The organism is Pseudomonas monachiensis (assembly GCF_047345015.1).
GTDB lineage: Bacteria > Pseudomonadota > Gammaproteobacteria > Pseudomonadales > Pseudomonadaceae > Aquipseudomonas > Aquipseudomonas monachiensis.
Genome location: NZ_CP178857.1, coordinates 759,248 through 773,149 on the forward strand (window position 1 = coordinate 759,248; position 13,902 = coordinate 773,149).

The window sequence follows — 13,902 nt, forward strand, 5'->3', positions numbered from 1 at the left end:
GCCATGCTTTGGCAACTGACCCAGATGTTGTGGGTCGGCGGCCTGTGGCTGTTGCAAATCGGTCTGTTGCCGGTGCTGGGGCGAATTGGCCTGGCGCCGCTGCTGATCGACGAAATCGCAGGCATGCTCAATACGCTGGTAGTGGGATTCGCTACGGCGTGTGTGATTTTTCAGGCTTTGGTGCTGGTTAAGGCCGAGGGCCGTGCCAGTCTATGGCGGGATATTCGCGGGCAACTGCTGTTGATGGCGCTGTGTGCGTGCGCGATGTACTTCGCGGTGCGTTTCGGCTGGCCGGATGCGCTGCGTTGGCAGGCGTTCAGCTATCTTGTCCTGGGCTTTTCCGGGCTGGTGCTGGTGTTGCAGCCGGTGCCGGGATGGAGTGGCAGGGTGCGCGAAGCACACCCTTGACCCTTGTCATCACTTGAAGCGATGGACGTTCGACAGCTGCTTGTTGACGCTGAAGTTCTTGCGGTAGATCAGTGCCATCTTGCCGATGACCTGGACCAGATCCGCTTTGCCGACCTTGCAGAGCTCTGCAATGGACGCCAGGCGCGATTCGCGATCGAGGATGTTGAGCTTGATCTTGATCAGCTCGTGATCCGCCAATGCGCGTTCGAGTTCGGCTAACACACCTTCAGTCAAACCATTGTCTGCCACAATCAATACTGGTTTCAGATGGTGGCCAATGGATTTGTACTGTTTCTTCTGCTCTTGAGTGAGCGGCATAATCTGACCCCTGCGTCTGATCTTGTAAAAAGCGGCGGCCAGTTTACCCGAGCGAGTCCGGGACCGCCCAGTTAATCACGACCCGTTTTATTTCCGAGGTATCCCGTGGCCCGTTCCAAGACAAGCCTTAACTGGCTGAAAGAACATTTCAACGACCCATTCGTCAAAATGGCACAAAAAGACGGGTACCGTTCCCGCGCCAGCTACAAATTGCTGGAGATCCAGGAAAAGGATCGTCTGATCCGTCCGGGCATGAGCGTAATTGACCTTGGTGCGGCTCCCGGTGGGTGGTCCCAGGTGACCAGTCGTCTGATTGGCGGGCAGGGTACGCTGATCGCTTCTGACATTCTGGAAATGGACAGCATCCCGGACGTGACCTTCATTCAGGGCGACTTTACCGAGGACGCCGTGCTGGCCCAGATCCTCGATGCCGTCGGAAATAAGGAAGTAGACCTTGTGATTTCCGATATGGCCCCCAATATGAGTGGATTACCGGCCGTAGACATGCCACGAGCGATGTTCCTGTGCGAATTGGCACTGGATCTTTCGACTCGGGTGCTCAAGCCCGGTGGTGATTTTTTGATCAAGATCTTCCAGGGCGAAGGCTTCGACGAGTTCCACAAGAGCGTTCGCCAGCAGTTCGACAAGGTGCAGATGCGCAAGCCGACCTCGTCGCGCGACCGTTCTCGCGAGCAGTACCTGCTGGGTCGCGGTTTCCGCGGGCGCAGTGAAGGTTGAGTGAATTTTCGATCAGGGTGATAGGTTTTTTGTATTACGCCTTGTCAGAATTAGCGAATATTGTGTAGGAAGTGTTTCACAAAGGGTTACAGACGGCGCCTGCCAAGTTGTAGGTAATGTAGTAAGTTAGGCCGGTGAATATCATGCGAAGCGCGCGTCAGTAGCGGAGCTTGCTTCAGAGGGTAGTTAATTGAACGATATGGCAAAGAATCTGATCCTGTGGTTGATCATCGCGGCTGTCCTGGTGACGGTGATGAACAACTTCTCCAGCCCTAACGAGCCGCAGACCCTCAACTATTCCGACTTCATCCAGCAGGTCAAGGATGGCAAGGTCGAGCGCGTGGCGGTTGATGGCTACGTGATTACAGGCAAGCGCAACGATGGCGACAGCTTCAAGACCATTCGTCCCGCGATCCAGGACAACGGCCTGATCGGTGACCTGGTGGATAACCACGTCGTAGTCGAAGGCAAGCAGCCTGAACAGCAATCCATCTGGACTCAGCTTCTGGTCGCCAGCTTCCCTATCCTCGTGATCATCGCCGTATTCATGTTCTTCATGCGGCAGATGCAGGGCGGTGCCGGTGGCAAGGGCGGGCCGATGAGCTTCGGTAAAAGCAAGGCGCGCCTGCTCTCGGAAGATCAGGTGAAAACGACCCTGGCTGACGTCGCCGGTTGCGACGAAGCCAAGGAAGAAGTCGGCGAGCTTGTCGAGTTCCTGCGTGATCCGGGCAAGTTCCAGCGCCTGGGTGGCCGCATTCCTCGCGGTGTGCTGATGGTCGGTCCACCGGGTACTGGTAAAACCTTGCTGGCCAAGGCCATCGCTGGCGAAGCCAAAGTACCGTTCTTCACCATCTCCGGTTCCGACTTCGTCGAAATGTTCGTCGGTGTTGGTGCCAGCCGTGTTCGCGATATGTTCGAACAGGCCAAGAAGCACGCTCCATGCATCATCTTCATCGACGAGATCGACGCCGTTGGTCGCCATCGTGGTGCTGGCATGGGTGGTGGTCATGACGAGCGCGAGCAAACGCTCAACCAGTTGCTGGTTGAGATGGACGGCTTTGAGATGAATGACGGCATCATCGTGATTGCCGCGACCAACCGTCCTGATGTACTGGACCCTGCGTTGCTGCGTCCGGGCCGTTTCGACCGACAGGTTGTGGTCGGTCTGCCGGACATCCGTGGTCGCGAACAGATTCTCAAGGTTCACATGCGCAAAGTGCCGATGGGTGACGACGTTGCCCCGGCCGTGATCGCTCGTGGTACTCCAGGCTTCTCCGGTGCTGATCTGGCCAACCTGGTGAACGAGGCGTCGTTGTTCGCTGCCCGTGCCGGCAAGCGCATCGTCGAAATGAAAGAGTTCGAACTGGCGAAAGACAAGATCATGATGGGTGCCGAGCGCAAATCCATGGTCATGTCCGAGAAAGAAAAACAGAACACGGCTTATCACGAAGCGGGCCACGCCATCGTGGGTCGTGTCGTGCCTGAGCACGATCCGGTGTACAAGGTGTCGATCATCCCGCGCGGTCGTGCGCTGGGTGTGACCATGTTCCTGCCGGAAGAAGACCGCTACAGCCTGTCCAAGCGCGCACTGATCAGCCAGATCTGCTCGCTGTACGGCGGTCGTATCGCTGAAGAAATGACCCTGGGCTTCGACGGCGTGACCACCGGTGCCTCCAACGACATCATGCGCGCCAGCCAGATTGCGCGGAACATGGTGACCAAGTGGGGGCTTTCGGAAAAACTCGGTCCGTTGATGTACGCCGAAGAAGAGGGTGAAGTGTTCCTCGGTCGCGGCGGTGGCGGTCAGGGTGCAAGCTTCTCTGGTGAGACAGCCAAGCTGATCGACTCCGAAGTGCGCAGCATCATCGATCAGTGCTACGGCACGGCGAAGCAGATTCTCACGGACAACCGTGACAAGCTCGATGCGATGGCCGATGCCTTGATGAAGTACGAAACCATCGATGCCGAGCAGATCGACGACATCATGGCGGGTCGTTCGCCTCGCGAGCCGCGCGACTGGTCGGGTGGCACGGGCACTTCCGGTACCCCGCCGGCGGTGCAGGATGAGCGTCCGGAAACACCGATCGGTGGTCCTGCTGCTGACGTATAAGGTTTGAAATGACTTCTGTTCAGTCCTCGACCCGGTTGCCTTGCGGCAACCGGGTTCTTGATTTGGCCCAGACGCATGTCATGGGTATTCTTAATGTCACTCCTGATTCTTTCTCCGATGGCGGCCAATATAGCCAGCTCGACGCGGCCATGCGCCACGCCGAAGCCATGGTGGCGGCCGGCGCGACGCTGATCGATGTCGGTGGCGAGTCCACTCGTCCCGGTGCCAGAGTGGTGTCACCACTGGAGGAGCTGGAGCGCGTAGCCCCTATCGTCGAGCGCATCAGTCGCGAGCTGGATGTGATCATATCGGTCGATACCTCAACGCCAGCCGTCATGCGTGAAGCTGCGCGCCTGGGTGCCGGGTTGATCAATGACGTACGTTCGTTGCGTCGTGATGGTGCTCTGGATGCAGCGGCAGCCACCGGGCTTCCGGTTTGTCTGATGCACATGCTGGGCGAGCCGGGCGATATGCAGGACAATCCGCAGTATCAGGACGTTACAAGGGAGGTTGGAGAGTTTCTCGCCGAGCGCATGCATCAGTGTTCATTGGTGGGTATTCCCGCTGAGCGGGTCATTCTTGACCCCGGCTTTGGCTTCGCTAAAACCTTGCAGCACAATCTAAGCTTGTTCAAACATATGGAGGCCTTGCATGCCTTGGGGCGGCCCTTGTTGGTCGGGGTTTCTCGAAAGAGCATGATTGGTCAGGCGTTGAGTCGTCCGGTGGGGGACCGACTGTATGGCGGTTTGGCGCTCGCGGCGCTGGCTTTGGCGAAAGGTGCGCGTATATTGCGCGTCCATGATGTAGCCGAAACAGTGGATGTGGTGCGGATGATCGCCGCAGTGGAATCAGCCGAATAAGAATGATGGAGCACTTATGAGCAAAAAATATTTTGGCACCGATGGTATTCGTGGACGTGTTGGTCAATACCCGATTACCCCTGATTTCATGCTCAAGCTCGGCTGGGCTGCTGGCATGGCTTTCCGCAAGATGGGCGCCTGCAAGGTGCTGGTCGGCAAGGACACTCGAATTTCCGGCTACATGTTTGAGTCGGCGCTTGAAGCAGGGCTGACGTCGGCAGGTGCCGATGTGATGCTGCTGGGGCCTATGCCGACTCCGGCAATCGCCTATCTGACGCGTACTTTTCATGCCGAGGCAGGCATCGTCATCAGTGCGTCGCACAATCCGCATGATGATAATGGCATCAAGTTCTTCTCCGGCAAGGGCACCAAGCTCCCGGATGAAGTCGAACTGATGATCGAAGAGTTGCTCGATACGCCGATGACCGTGGTTGAGTCGAGCAAGATCGGCAAGGTTTCGCGAATCAACGATGCGTCGGGGCGCTATATCGAGTTCTGCAAGAGCAGCGTGCCGACCGGCACCAGCTTCACGGGCCTGAAGATCGTCATCGACTGCGCTCACGGCGCGACCTACAAAGTGGCGCCGAGCGTGTTCCGCGAGTTGGGCGCTGAAGTCGTCGTGCTGTCGGCGCAACCCAATGGATTGAACATCAACGACAATTGCGGTTCGACCCATATGGGGCCGCTGCAGGCTGCCGTCGTGGCTGAGAAGGCCGATCTGGGCATTGCTTTCGATGGCGACGGTGACCGCGTCCAGATGGTCGATCACACCGGTGCGGTGGTGGATGGTGATGAGCTGCTGTTCATCATTGCCCGTGACCTGCATGAGCGCGACAAGCTTCAAGGCGGCGTGGTCGGAACCTTGATGAGTAACCTGGGGCTGGAGCTGGCCCTGGCTGACCTGGGTATTCCATTGGTGCGTGCCAACGTCGGTGACCGCTATGTCATTGCCGAGCTGCTGGAGCGCAACTGGATCGTGGGTGGTGAAAACTCCGGGCACATCGTGTGCTTCAGTCACACCACCACCGGTGATGCAATCATTGCGGCGCTTCAGGTGTTGATGGCGCTGCGATCGCGTGACGAAAGTCTGGCGCAATCCCGGCAGGCGCTGCGCAAGTGCCCTCAGGTGTTGATCAATGTGCGATTCGGTGGCGGCGCAAGCCCTCTTGATCATCCGTCGGTCAAGGAAGCCAGCGAGCGGGTGACCAAGGCCATGGCGGGTCGCGGGCGTGTGCTGTTGCGCAAGTCAGGAACCGAACCGCTGGTGCGTGTGATGGTCGAAGGCGAAGACGAAACGCAGGTTCGTGGCTATGCCGAAGAGCTGGCAAAACTGGTTACTGAAGTTTCTGCCTGAATTCGGCTTGCCAGCCATGATTGTGTTGGGTAACATCTGCGCCCACTTTGACCGACGAGGTACAGCATGCGTCGCCCTATGGTAGCTGGTAACTGGAAGATGCACGGTACCCGCGCCAGCGTCGCTGAGCTGATCAACGGCCTTCGTGACTTGGCGTTGCCGAGCAGTGTTGATGTCGCGGTATTCCCGCCTTTGCTGCATATCAATCAAGTGATTGATGGCCTGGAAGGAAAGTCGATTTCGGTCGGTGCGCAGAATTCTGCGGTGGAATCCGGACAAGGTGCGTTGACCGGTGAAGTTGCACCGAGTCAGTTGGTGGATGCAGGTTGTTCCCTGGTACTTGTCGGGCACTCCGAACGCCGCCAGATCATGGGCGAGCAGGACGCAGTGCTGATCCGCAAGTTCGCAGCGGCACAGGCATGTGGCTTGATTCCGGTGTTGTGCATAGGGGAGACCCTTGAGCAGCGTGAAGCCGGAAAAACTCTTGAGGTTGTCTCGCGTCAGCTGGGCAGTATCATCGAGGAGCTGGGTGTTGGTGTCTTTGCCAAGGCAGTGATCGCTTACGAGCCGGTCTGGGCCATTGGCACCGGGCTGACTGCAACGCCACAACAGGCGCAGGATGTGCATGCAGCCATTCGCGCCCAGTTGGCGGCAGAGAATTCTGAAGTCGCACAAGGTGTGCGGCTTCTATACGGCGGCAGCGTGAAGGCGGCCAATGCGGTCGAACTGTTCGGCATGCCGGATATCGATGGGGGTCTCATTGGTGGGGCTTCCCTGAATGCAGATGAGTTCGGTGCGATCTGTCGCGCCGCGGGAAACTGAAAAAATGCTGGAAACAGTCGTAGTCGTTTTTCATCTGCTGGGTGCATTGGGCGTAGTAGCTCTGGTTTTGCTGCAGCAGGGTAAAGGTGCGGATGCTGGCGCGTCTTTCGGAGCAGGTGCTTCAAATACTGTGTTCGGAAGCCAAGGTTCCTCTACCTTTCTTAGTAAGTTTACTGCTATACTTGCCGCAGGTTTTTTCATAACCAGCTTGGGGTTAGGTTACTTTGCTAAAGAGAAGGCTCACCAGCTGACTCAAGTAGGTCTCCCAAATCCAGCGGTACTGGAAGTTCCAAAGCAACAACCGGCTTCTGATGATGTCCCGGTGCTTCAAGAGCAAAAGTCGGCTACTCCAGCGACTGACGTGCCTCCAGCTCAAGAGCAGAAGTAAGAAGGGTTTCAAACGTAGTATTGCCGAGGTGGTGGAATTGGTAGACACGCAACCTTGAGGTGGTTGTGCCCATAGGGTGTAGGGGTTCGAGTCCCCTTCTCGGTACCAATTAGTCAGGAGAGCCCGCTGTTGCGGGCTTTCTTGCAGGTGGAAGGTTACATTGACCCTGTAGGGGATCGGTCGTATACTTCCGCCCCAGCTTTGTCGCGGGGTGGAGCAGTCTGGTAGCTCGTCGGGCTCATAACCCGAAGGTCGTCGGTTCAAATCCGGCCCCCGCAACCAGTTTAAGGAGCCCCTTTTAAGGGGCTTTTTGTTAGCTGGACACTTTCAACGCCGCTGTTCGACGGCGTTTCAAGGATGGGCGTTTCGCCCATTTTTTTATTTTGCATAGCATGCACATACATGCACTAGGGGGTTCAGGTGTCGAGCAAGCTAGAAGAGTTGCAGGCCTTGCTGGCCCCGGTGGTCGTGGCCCTAGGCTATGAATGCTGGGGTATCGAGTTTTCGGCTCAGGGTCGTCACTCGATGTTGCGCGTTTATATCGATAAAGAAGGCGGCGTGCTGGTGGACGATTGCGCCATCGTCAGCCGTCAGATCAGCGGTGTGCTGGATGTTGAAGATCCAATCTCCGTTGAGTACACCCTTGAAGTTTCCTCGCCTGGCATGGAACGCCCTCTGTTCACTCTTGAGCAGTTTGCAAAATTTGCCGGTGAACAAGTGAAGATCAAGCTGCGCTCGCCTTTTGAAGGACGACGCAACTTTCAGGGCCTTCTGCGCGGCGTAGAAGAGCAGGATGTCGTGGTGCAGGTAGATGACCATGAGTTCCTGTTGCCGATCGATATGATCGACAAGGCCAACATTATTCCCAGTTTTGACTGAGGCGTGCCAGATACTGCGGATCCCGCGGATCCAATGGCTTGCGAAAGGCGAGGCGTACGATGAGCAAAGAAGTACTGCTGGTTGTTGAGTCGGTATCCAATGAAAAGGGCGTACCGGCAAACGTGATTTTTGAAGCGCTGGAGCTGGCCCTGGCCACTGCTACCAAGAAGCGTTTCGAAGACGAAGTTGATCTGCGTGTGGAAATCAACCGCCACACGGGTGCATACGAGACATTCCGTCGCTGGACGGTCGTCGAAGAAGCAGACCTGGACGATCCGGCCATCGAAACCTGGCCGAGCAAGGTTGCCGAAACGCATCCTGGTGCCAAGGTCGGTGACGTCGTAGAAGAGAAGATCGAGTCCATCGAGTTCGGCCGCATCGCTGCACAGACTGCCAAGCAGGTCATCGTGCAGAAAGTTCGCGAAGCCGAGCGCGCTCAGGTTGTTGACGCTTACCGCGAGCGCCTGGGTGAAATCATCTCCGGCACCGTGAAAAAAGTCACCCGCGACAACGTGATCGTTGATCTGGGCAACAACGCTGAAGCGTTGCTGGCCCGTGAAGACATCATTTCTCGCGAAACTTTCCGGGTTGGCGTGCGTCTGCGTGCGCTGCTCAAGGAAATCCGCACCGAGAACCGCGGCCCGCAGCTGATCCTGTCGCGTACCGCGCCGGAAATGCTGATCGAGTTGTTCCGCATCGAAGTGCCGGAAATCGCCGAAGGCCTGATCGAAGTAATGGCTGCGTCCCGCGACCCGGGTTCGCGCGCCAAGATCGCGGTCCGCTCCAAGGACAAACGCATTGATCCGCAAGGCGCTTGCATCGGTATGCGCGGTTCGCGCGTCCAGGCAGTGTCCGGCGAGTTGGGCGGTGAGCGTGTGGACATCGTCCTGTGGGACGATAACCCGGCTCAGTTCGTGATCAATGCAATGTCGCCGGCTGAAGTGGCGGCAATTATCGTTGACGAAGATGCCCATGCAATGGACATCGCCGTTGGCGCAGACAATCTGGCTCAGGCCATCGGTCGCGGTGGTCAGAACGTGCGTCTGGCCAGCCAGTTGACTGGCTGGACCCTGAACGTGATGACCGAATCGGACATCCAGGCTAAGCAGCAAGCAGAAACCGGCGACATCCTGCGCAACTTCATCGACGAGCTGGAAGTCGACGAAGACCTGGCACAGGTGCTGGTAGATGAAGGCTTCACCAGCCTGGAAGAGATTGCCTACGTACCGTTGGAAGAAATGCTCAACATCGACGGCTTTGACGAAGAAACCGTCAACGAGCTTCGCGCTCGTGCCAAGGATCGTTTGTTGACCAAAGCCATCGCTACTGAGGAAAAGCTGGCAGACGCCCATCCGGCCGAAGACCTGCTCTCGCTTGAGGGTATGGACAAGGATTTGGCGATGGAACTGGCGGTGCGCGGCGTAATTACCCGCGAAGACCTGGCCGAGCAGTCTATTGACGACCTGCTCGACATCGACGGCATTGACGATGATCGTGCCGGCAAGTTGATCATGGCCGCCCGAGCCCACTGGTTCGAGTAATTAGGCGCGGCCTGAGGAGAGAAGTGCATGACGCAAGTCACGGTGAAACAACTGGCCGATGAGGTCAAAACACCGGTAGAGCGCCTGTTGCAGCAGATGCGTGAGGCAGGTCTGCCGCACACCGCCGCCGAAGAACATGTGACTGACAGTGAGAAGCAATCGTTGCTGACTCACTTGAAAAGCAGCCACAAGGCGAAAGTGGAAGAACCACGCAAGATTACGCTGCAGCGTAAAACCACCAGCACCCTGCGTGTTGCTGGCAGCAAGAGCATCAGCGTTGAAGTACGCAAGAAGAAGGTCTTCGTACAGCGCAGCCCGGAAGAAATCGAAGCCGAGCGCAAGCGTGAACTGGATGAACGTCGCGCAGTAGAAAATGCTGCTCGTCAGAAGGCTGAAGAAGAAGCCAAGCGTCGCGCCGAAGAAGAAGCGCGTCGCCAGCCTGCTGCTGCGTCGACCGCTCAAGCCGTACCTGTTGCAGCGCCTGCTGCGGTGGCCGAGCCAGTTCGCGAAAGCGCACCGGTTGTGGCGGCTGCTCCAGCGCCTGCGGCCGATACCCGCAAGCGTGACGAACAGCGCCGTCCGGACAAGCCACGTGCCGACGACAGCAATCGTCGCGGTAGCGGCGATGGCGAGCGCAAAAACGCTCCGCATCGTGCTTCGGTCAAGGAAAAGGCTCCGGCTCCACGTGTTGCCCCACGTACTACCGACGAAGAAAGCGATAGCTTCCGTCGTGGTGGTCGCGGCAAGGCCAAGCTGAAGAAGCGCAACGCCCACGGTTTCCAGAGCCCTACCGGCCCTGTCGTGCGCGAAGTGAAGATCGGCGAAACCATCACTGTTGGCGATCTCGCCCAGCAGATGTCGGTGAAGGCTGCTGAAATCATCAAGTTCATGTTCAAACTGGGTACTCCAGCGACCATCAACCAGGTACTGGATCAGGAAACTGCCCAGTTGGTTGCCGAAGAACTGGGCCACAAAGTGACCCTGGTCAGCGACACCGCCCTGGAAGACTCCCTGGCCGAGTCCCTGAAGTTTGAAGGCGAGGCAGTTTCCCGTGCACCAGTCGTGACCGTAATGGGCCACGTTGACCACGGTAAGACTTCCCTGCTCGACTACATCCGTCGTGCCAAGGTTGCTGCTGGCGAAGCCGGTGGTATCACCCAGCACATCGGCGCATACCACGTTGAAACCGACCGTGGCATGGTGACGTTCCTCGACACCCCTGGTCACGCTGCGTTTACCGCAATGCGTGCCCGTGGTGCCAAGGCGACCGACATCGTGATCCTGGTGGTTGCAGCGGACGACGGCGTGATGCCGCAGACCATTGAAGCTGTCCAGCACGCGGTAGCGGCTGGTGTGCCACTGGTTGTTGCAGTGAACAAGATCGACAAGCCAGGTGCTGACCTCGATCGCATCCGTAGCGAACTGTCGGTTCACGGCGTGACGTCGGAAGAGTGGGGTGGTGACACTCCGTTCGTACCGGTCTCGGCGAAGATGGGTACTGGCGTCGACGAACTGCTCGAAGCCGTATTGCTGCAAGCCGAAGTTCTGGAACTGACTGCAACTCCTTCGGCTCCTGGCCGTGGCGTTGTGGTTGAGTCCCGTCTGGACAAGGGCCGTGGCCCGGTGGCTACCGTTCTGGTTCAAGACGGTACCCTGCGCCAAGGCGACATGGTCCTGGTCGGTTCGAACTATGGCCGTGTACGTGCCATGCTCGACGAGAACGGCAAGCCAATCAAGGAAGCCGGTCCGGCCATCCCTGTCGAGATCCTCGGCCTGGACGGTACCCCGGATGCTGGCGACGAGATGAGCGTGGTTGCCGACGAGAAGAAAGCCCGTGAAGTGGCTCTGTTCCGTCAAGGCAAGTTCCGCGAAGTCAAGCTGGCCCGTGCTCACGCCGGCAAGCTGGAAAACATCTTCGAAAACATGGGTCAGGAAGAGAAGAAGACGCTCAACATCGTCCTCAAATCCGACGTCCGTGGTTCGCTGGAAGCGTTGAACGGTGCCTTGAACGGCCTGGGTAACGACGAAGTGCAAGTGCGTGTAGTGGGTGGCGGTGTCGGTGGTATCACCGAATCCGACGCCAACCTGGCACTGGCCTCCAACGCTGTACTGTTCGGCTTCAACGTGCGTGCCGATGCCGGCGCGCGCAAGATCGTCGAGCAGGAAGGTCTGGATATGCGTTACTACAACGTGATCTACGACATCATCGAAGACGTCAAGAAAGCCCTGACCGGTATGCTCGGCAGCGATGTTCGCGAGAATATCCTGGGTATCGCCGAAGTGCGTGACGTGTTCCGTTCGCCGAAGTTTGGCGCGATCGCCGGTTGCATGGTTATCGAAGGTGTTGTGCACCGTAACCGTCCGATCCGTGTACTGCGTGAAGACATCGTTATCTTCGAAGGCGAGCTGGAATCCCTGCGCCGCTTCAAGGATGACGCTTCCGAAGTACGTGCCGGCATGGAATGCGGTATCGGCGTGAAGAGCTACAACGACGTCAAGGTCGGTGACAAGATCGAAGTCTTCGAGAAGGTGCAGGTTGCTCGCAGCCTCTAATTCGCGCACTTCAGGAGCCGTGACGGGTCGTCGCATGCAAATGCGCAGCTCGTCACCAGGACTCTAAACGCAACGCCCGGTCTGGCTTTTGTCAGGCCGGGCGTTTGCCGCTTTCAGACCTCACGGGTTTCACCGTGGGGCAGTAACAGGTAACAAGACATGGCAAAAGAATATAGCCGTACCCAACGCATCGGCGATCAGATGCAGCGCGAGCTGGCACAACTGATCCGTCGTGAAGTCAAAGACCCGCGCGTCGGCCTGGTCACCATTACCGCAGTGGAAGTCAGCCGTGACGTCGGTCACGCCAAGATCTTCATCACCGTGATGGGGCAGGACAGCGCCGAAGAAATTGCACAAAGCATCAAGGTGCTCAACTCCGCCGCCGGTTTCCTGCGTATGCAGCTGGCTCGCGAGATGAAACTGCGCAGCGTTCCACAGCTGCACTTCCACTACGACGAAAGCGTCGTGCGTGGTGCGCATCTGTCGGCATTGATCGAGCGCGCAGTGGCTGAAGACAATCAGCATCCGGTTGCGGCAGAAGCCGAAGACACCAAGGAGTAATCGGTGGCTCAGGTCAAACGTATCCGTCGTAACGTCAGCGGCATTATCCTTCTCGACAAGCCGCTGGGGTTCACCTCCAACGCGGCCTTGCAGAAAGTTCGCTGGTTGCTGAACGCCGAAAAGGCAGGTCATACCGGCAGTCTCGATCCCTTGGCCACCGGCGTGTTGCCGCTGTGCTTTGGCGAGGCCACCAAGTTCTCACAATACCTGCTCGACTCCGACAAGGGTTATGAAACCCTGGCGCAACTGGGCAAGACCACCACCACGGCGGATGCCGAGGGTGAAGTTTTGCAGGAACGCCCGGTGACCGTTGGTCGCCCCGATATCGAGGCTGTACTGCCGAAATTTCGTGGGCAAATCAGTCAGATACCGCCGATGTACTCGGCGCTCAAGCGTGATGGCCAGCCGCTGTACAAGCTGGCTCGTGCAGGCGAAGTAGTGGAGCGCGAACCGCGTTCTGTTACTATTACGCGCTTGGAATTACTGGCCTTCGAAGGTGATACTGCGCGGCTGGCGGTGGATTGCACTAAAGGCACCTATATCCGCACCCTGGTGGAGGATATCGGTGAGCAACTCGGTTGTGGCGCTTACGTTGCAGAACTGCGACGTACCCAGGCCGGGCCATTCACCCTGGCGCAGACGGTTACCCTCGAAGAGCTGGAAGCGGTACATGCCGAAGGCGGCAACGAAGCGGTCGATCGCTTCCTGATGCCATCGGACAGCGGCCTGCTGGATTGGCCACTGTTGCAGTTCTCGGAAGCGAGTGCGTTCTACTGGCTCAACGGCCAGCCGGTACGTGCCCCGGATGCTCCGAAGTTCGGCATGGTGCGGGTACAGGATCACAATGGTCGCTTCATCGGTATCGGTGAAGTGAGCGAAGACGGGCGCATCGCGCCGCGTCGACTGATTCGGTCAGAATGACCGAAACCAGTCTGTGTAACAGCAGGCTGGCGAGGGTGGCTGTCAACAGGCACGGTCACTACTCATTTTTAGATACAGGGATTTGTCCCTGGCCTGTTGAAACTGTTTTTCGACAAACAGTTTCCTGATAAAAGGATTGCCTCATGGCTCTCGACGTTCAAGAAAAAGCTCAAATCGTAGCTGACTACCAGCAAGCTGTTGGTGACACCGGTTCGCCAGAAGTGCAAGTTGCACTGCTGACCGCCAACATCAACAAACTGCAAGGTCACTTCAAGGCCAACGGTAAAGACCACCACTCCCGTCGTGGTCTGATCCGCATGGTTAACCAGCGTCGTAAGCTGCTGGACTACCTGAAAGGCAAGGATCTGGGTCGCTATCAGACTCTGATCGGTCGCCTGGGTCTGCGTCGCTAATAAGCGATTGCGCTAGAGGTTGGTTGTCTGTCGTGC

The 13,902-nt window shown here is 57.7% G+C and carries 14 protein-coding genes and 2 tRNA genes; 15 read left to right on the plus strand and 1 reads right to left on the minus strand.

What is annotated here, in order from left to right; all coding sequences use genetic code 11:
• Nucleotides 1-3: 3 nt before the first annotated feature.
• A complete protein-coding gene (locus tag ACMDB8_RS03285; protein ID WP_056728230.1) occupies nt 4-408 on the plus strand; it encodes a hypothetical protein in 405 nt (134 codons plus the stop codon).
• Between the two features lie 9 nt (nt 409-417).
• On the opposite strand, the gene ACMDB8_RS03290 is transcribed toward ACMDB8_RS03285, so the two are convergent.
• Nucleotides 418-726: a YhbY family RNA-binding protein gene (locus ACMDB8_RS03290; protein ID WP_007942889.1), complete on the minus strand. Its 309-nt coding sequence runs from the start codon at nt 724-726 to the stop codon at nt 418-420.
• 105 nt (nt 727-831) lie between these two features.
• On the opposite strand from ACMDB8_RS03290, the gene rlmE reads away from it, so the two are divergent.
• The 14 genes from rlmE to rpsO all read left to right on the plus strand — a co-directional run bounded on the left by rlmE (nt 832) and on the right by rpsO (nt 13,866).
• Nucleotides 832-1,464 (plus strand): 23S rRNA (uridine(2552)-2'-O)-methyltransferase RlmE, encoded by a 633-nt coding sequence (rlmE, locus tag ACMDB8_RS03295; protein WP_056728233.1) that lies wholly within the window; start codon nt 832-834, stop codon nt 1,462-1,464.
• A gap of 199 nt (nt 1,465-1,663) precedes the next feature.
• Nucleotides 1,664-3,574 (plus strand): ATP-dependent zinc metalloprotease FtsH, encoded by a 1,911-nt coding sequence (gene ftsH / locus ACMDB8_RS03300; RefSeq protein ID WP_056728235.1) that lies wholly within the window; start codon nt 1,664-1,666, stop codon nt 3,572-3,574.
• Nucleotides 3,575-3,582: 8 nt separating this feature from the next.
• Complete coding sequence (gene folP / locus ACMDB8_RS03305) at nt 3,583-4,434, plus strand: dihydropteroate synthase (protein WP_056728237.1); 852 nt, start codon at nt 3,583-3,585, stop codon at nt 4,432-4,434.
• Between the two features lie 16 nt (nt 4,435-4,450).
• Complete coding sequence (gene glmM / locus ACMDB8_RS03310; RefSeq protein ID WP_056728239.1) at nt 4,451-5,788, plus strand: phosphoglucosamine mutase; 1,338 nt, start codon at nt 4,451-4,453, stop codon at nt 5,786-5,788.
• A gap of 66 nt (nt 5,789-5,854) precedes the next feature.
• Complete coding sequence (tpiA, locus tag ACMDB8_RS03315; protein WP_056728241.1) at nt 5,855-6,610, plus strand: triose-phosphate isomerase; 756 nt, start codon at nt 5,855-5,857, stop codon at nt 6,608-6,610.
• A gap of 4 nt (nt 6,611-6,614) precedes the next feature.
• Nucleotides 6,615-6,998: a preprotein translocase subunit SecG gene (gene secG / locus ACMDB8_RS03320; RefSeq protein WP_017336473.1), complete on the plus strand. Its 384-nt coding sequence runs from the start codon at nt 6,615-6,617 to the stop codon at nt 6,996-6,998.
• Nucleotides 6,999-7,020: 22 nt separating this feature from the next.
• A tRNA-Leu gene (locus ACMDB8_RS03325) sits at nt 7,021-7,106 on the plus strand.
• Between the two features lie 97 nt (nt 7,107-7,203).
• A tRNA-Met gene (locus tag ACMDB8_RS03330) sits at nt 7,204-7,280 on the plus strand.
• Between the two features lie 138 nt (nt 7,281-7,418).
• A complete protein-coding gene (gene rimP, locus ACMDB8_RS03335; RefSeq protein ID WP_007915250.1) occupies nt 7,419-7,877 on the plus strand; it encodes a ribosome maturation factor RimP in 459 nt (152 codons plus the stop codon).
• A gap of 59 nt (nt 7,878-7,936) precedes the next feature.
• Complete coding sequence (gene nusA, locus ACMDB8_RS03340; protein ID WP_007900474.1) at nt 7,937-9,418, plus strand: transcription termination factor NusA; 1,482 nt, start codon at nt 7,937-7,939, stop codon at nt 9,416-9,418.
• A 27-nt stretch (nt 9,419-9,445) separates the two neighbouring features.
• Nucleotides 9,446-11,971 (plus strand): translation initiation factor IF-2, encoded by a 2,526-nt coding sequence (infB, locus tag ACMDB8_RS03345; protein WP_056728243.1) that lies wholly within the window; start codon nt 9,446-9,448, stop codon nt 11,969-11,971.
• A gap of 159 nt (nt 11,972-12,130) precedes the next feature.
• Nucleotides 12,131-12,532 (plus strand): 30S ribosome-binding factor RbfA, encoded by a 402-nt coding sequence (gene rbfA / locus ACMDB8_RS03350; protein ID WP_007973108.1) that lies wholly within the window; start codon nt 12,131-12,133, stop codon nt 12,530-12,532.
• A gap of 3 nt (nt 12,533-12,535) precedes the next feature.
• Nucleotides 12,536-13,453, plus strand: a complete 918-nt coding sequence (gene truB, locus ACMDB8_RS03355; RefSeq protein ID WP_056728245.1) for a tRNA pseudouridine(55) synthase TruB — start codon at nt 12,536-12,538, stop codon at nt 13,451-13,453.
• 143 nt (nt 13,454-13,596) lie between these two features.
• Nucleotides 13,597-13,866 (plus strand): 30S ribosomal protein S15, encoded by a 270-nt coding sequence (rpsO, locus tag ACMDB8_RS03360; RefSeq protein ID WP_015093441.1) that lies wholly within the window; start codon nt 13,597-13,599, stop codon nt 13,864-13,866.
• Nucleotides 13,867-13,902: the final 36 nt, after the last annotated feature.

Bases quoted from the DNA above. Each gene is read 5' to 3' on its own strand.
- ACMDB8_RS03285 (WP_056728230.1), top strand. From the start codon at position 4: ATGCTTTGGCAACTGACCCAGATGTTGTGGGTCGGCGGCCTGTGGCTG.
- ACMDB8_RS03290 (WP_007942889.1), bottom strand. From the start codon at position 726: ATGCCGCTCACTCAAGAGCAGAAGAAACAGTACAAATCCATTGGCCAC.
- ftsH (WP_056728235.1), top strand. From the start codon at position 1,664: ATGGCAAAGAATCTGATCCTGTGGTTGATCATCGCGGCTGTCCTGGTG.
- folP (WP_056728237.1), top strand. From the start codon at position 3,583: ATGACTTCTGTTCAGTCCTCGACCCGGTTGCCTTGCGGCAACCGGGTT.
- glmM (WP_056728239.1), top strand. From the start codon at position 4,451: ATGAGCAAAAAATATTTTGGCACCGATGGTATTCGTGGACGTGTTGGT.
- tpiA (WP_056728241.1), top strand. From the start codon at position 5,855: ATGCGTCGCCCTATGGTAGCTGGTAACTGGAAGATGCACGGTACCCGC.
- secG (WP_017336473.1), top strand. From the start codon at position 6,615: ATGCTGGAAACAGTCGTAGTCGTTTTTCATCTGCTGGGTGCATTGGGC.
- nusA (WP_007900474.1), top strand. From the start codon at position 7,937: ATGAGCAAAGAAGTACTGCTGGTTGTTGAGTCGGTATCCAATGAAAAG.
- infB (WP_056728243.1), top strand. From the start codon at position 9,446: ATGACGCAAGTCACGGTGAAACAACTGGCCGATGAGGTCAAAACACCG.
- rbfA (WP_007973108.1), top strand. From the start codon at position 12,131: ATGGCAAAAGAATATAGCCGTACCCAACGCATCGGCGATCAGATGCAG.
- rpsO (WP_015093441.1), top strand. From the start codon at position 13,597: ATGGCTCTCGACGTTCAAGAAAAAGCTCAAATCGTAGCTGACTACCAG.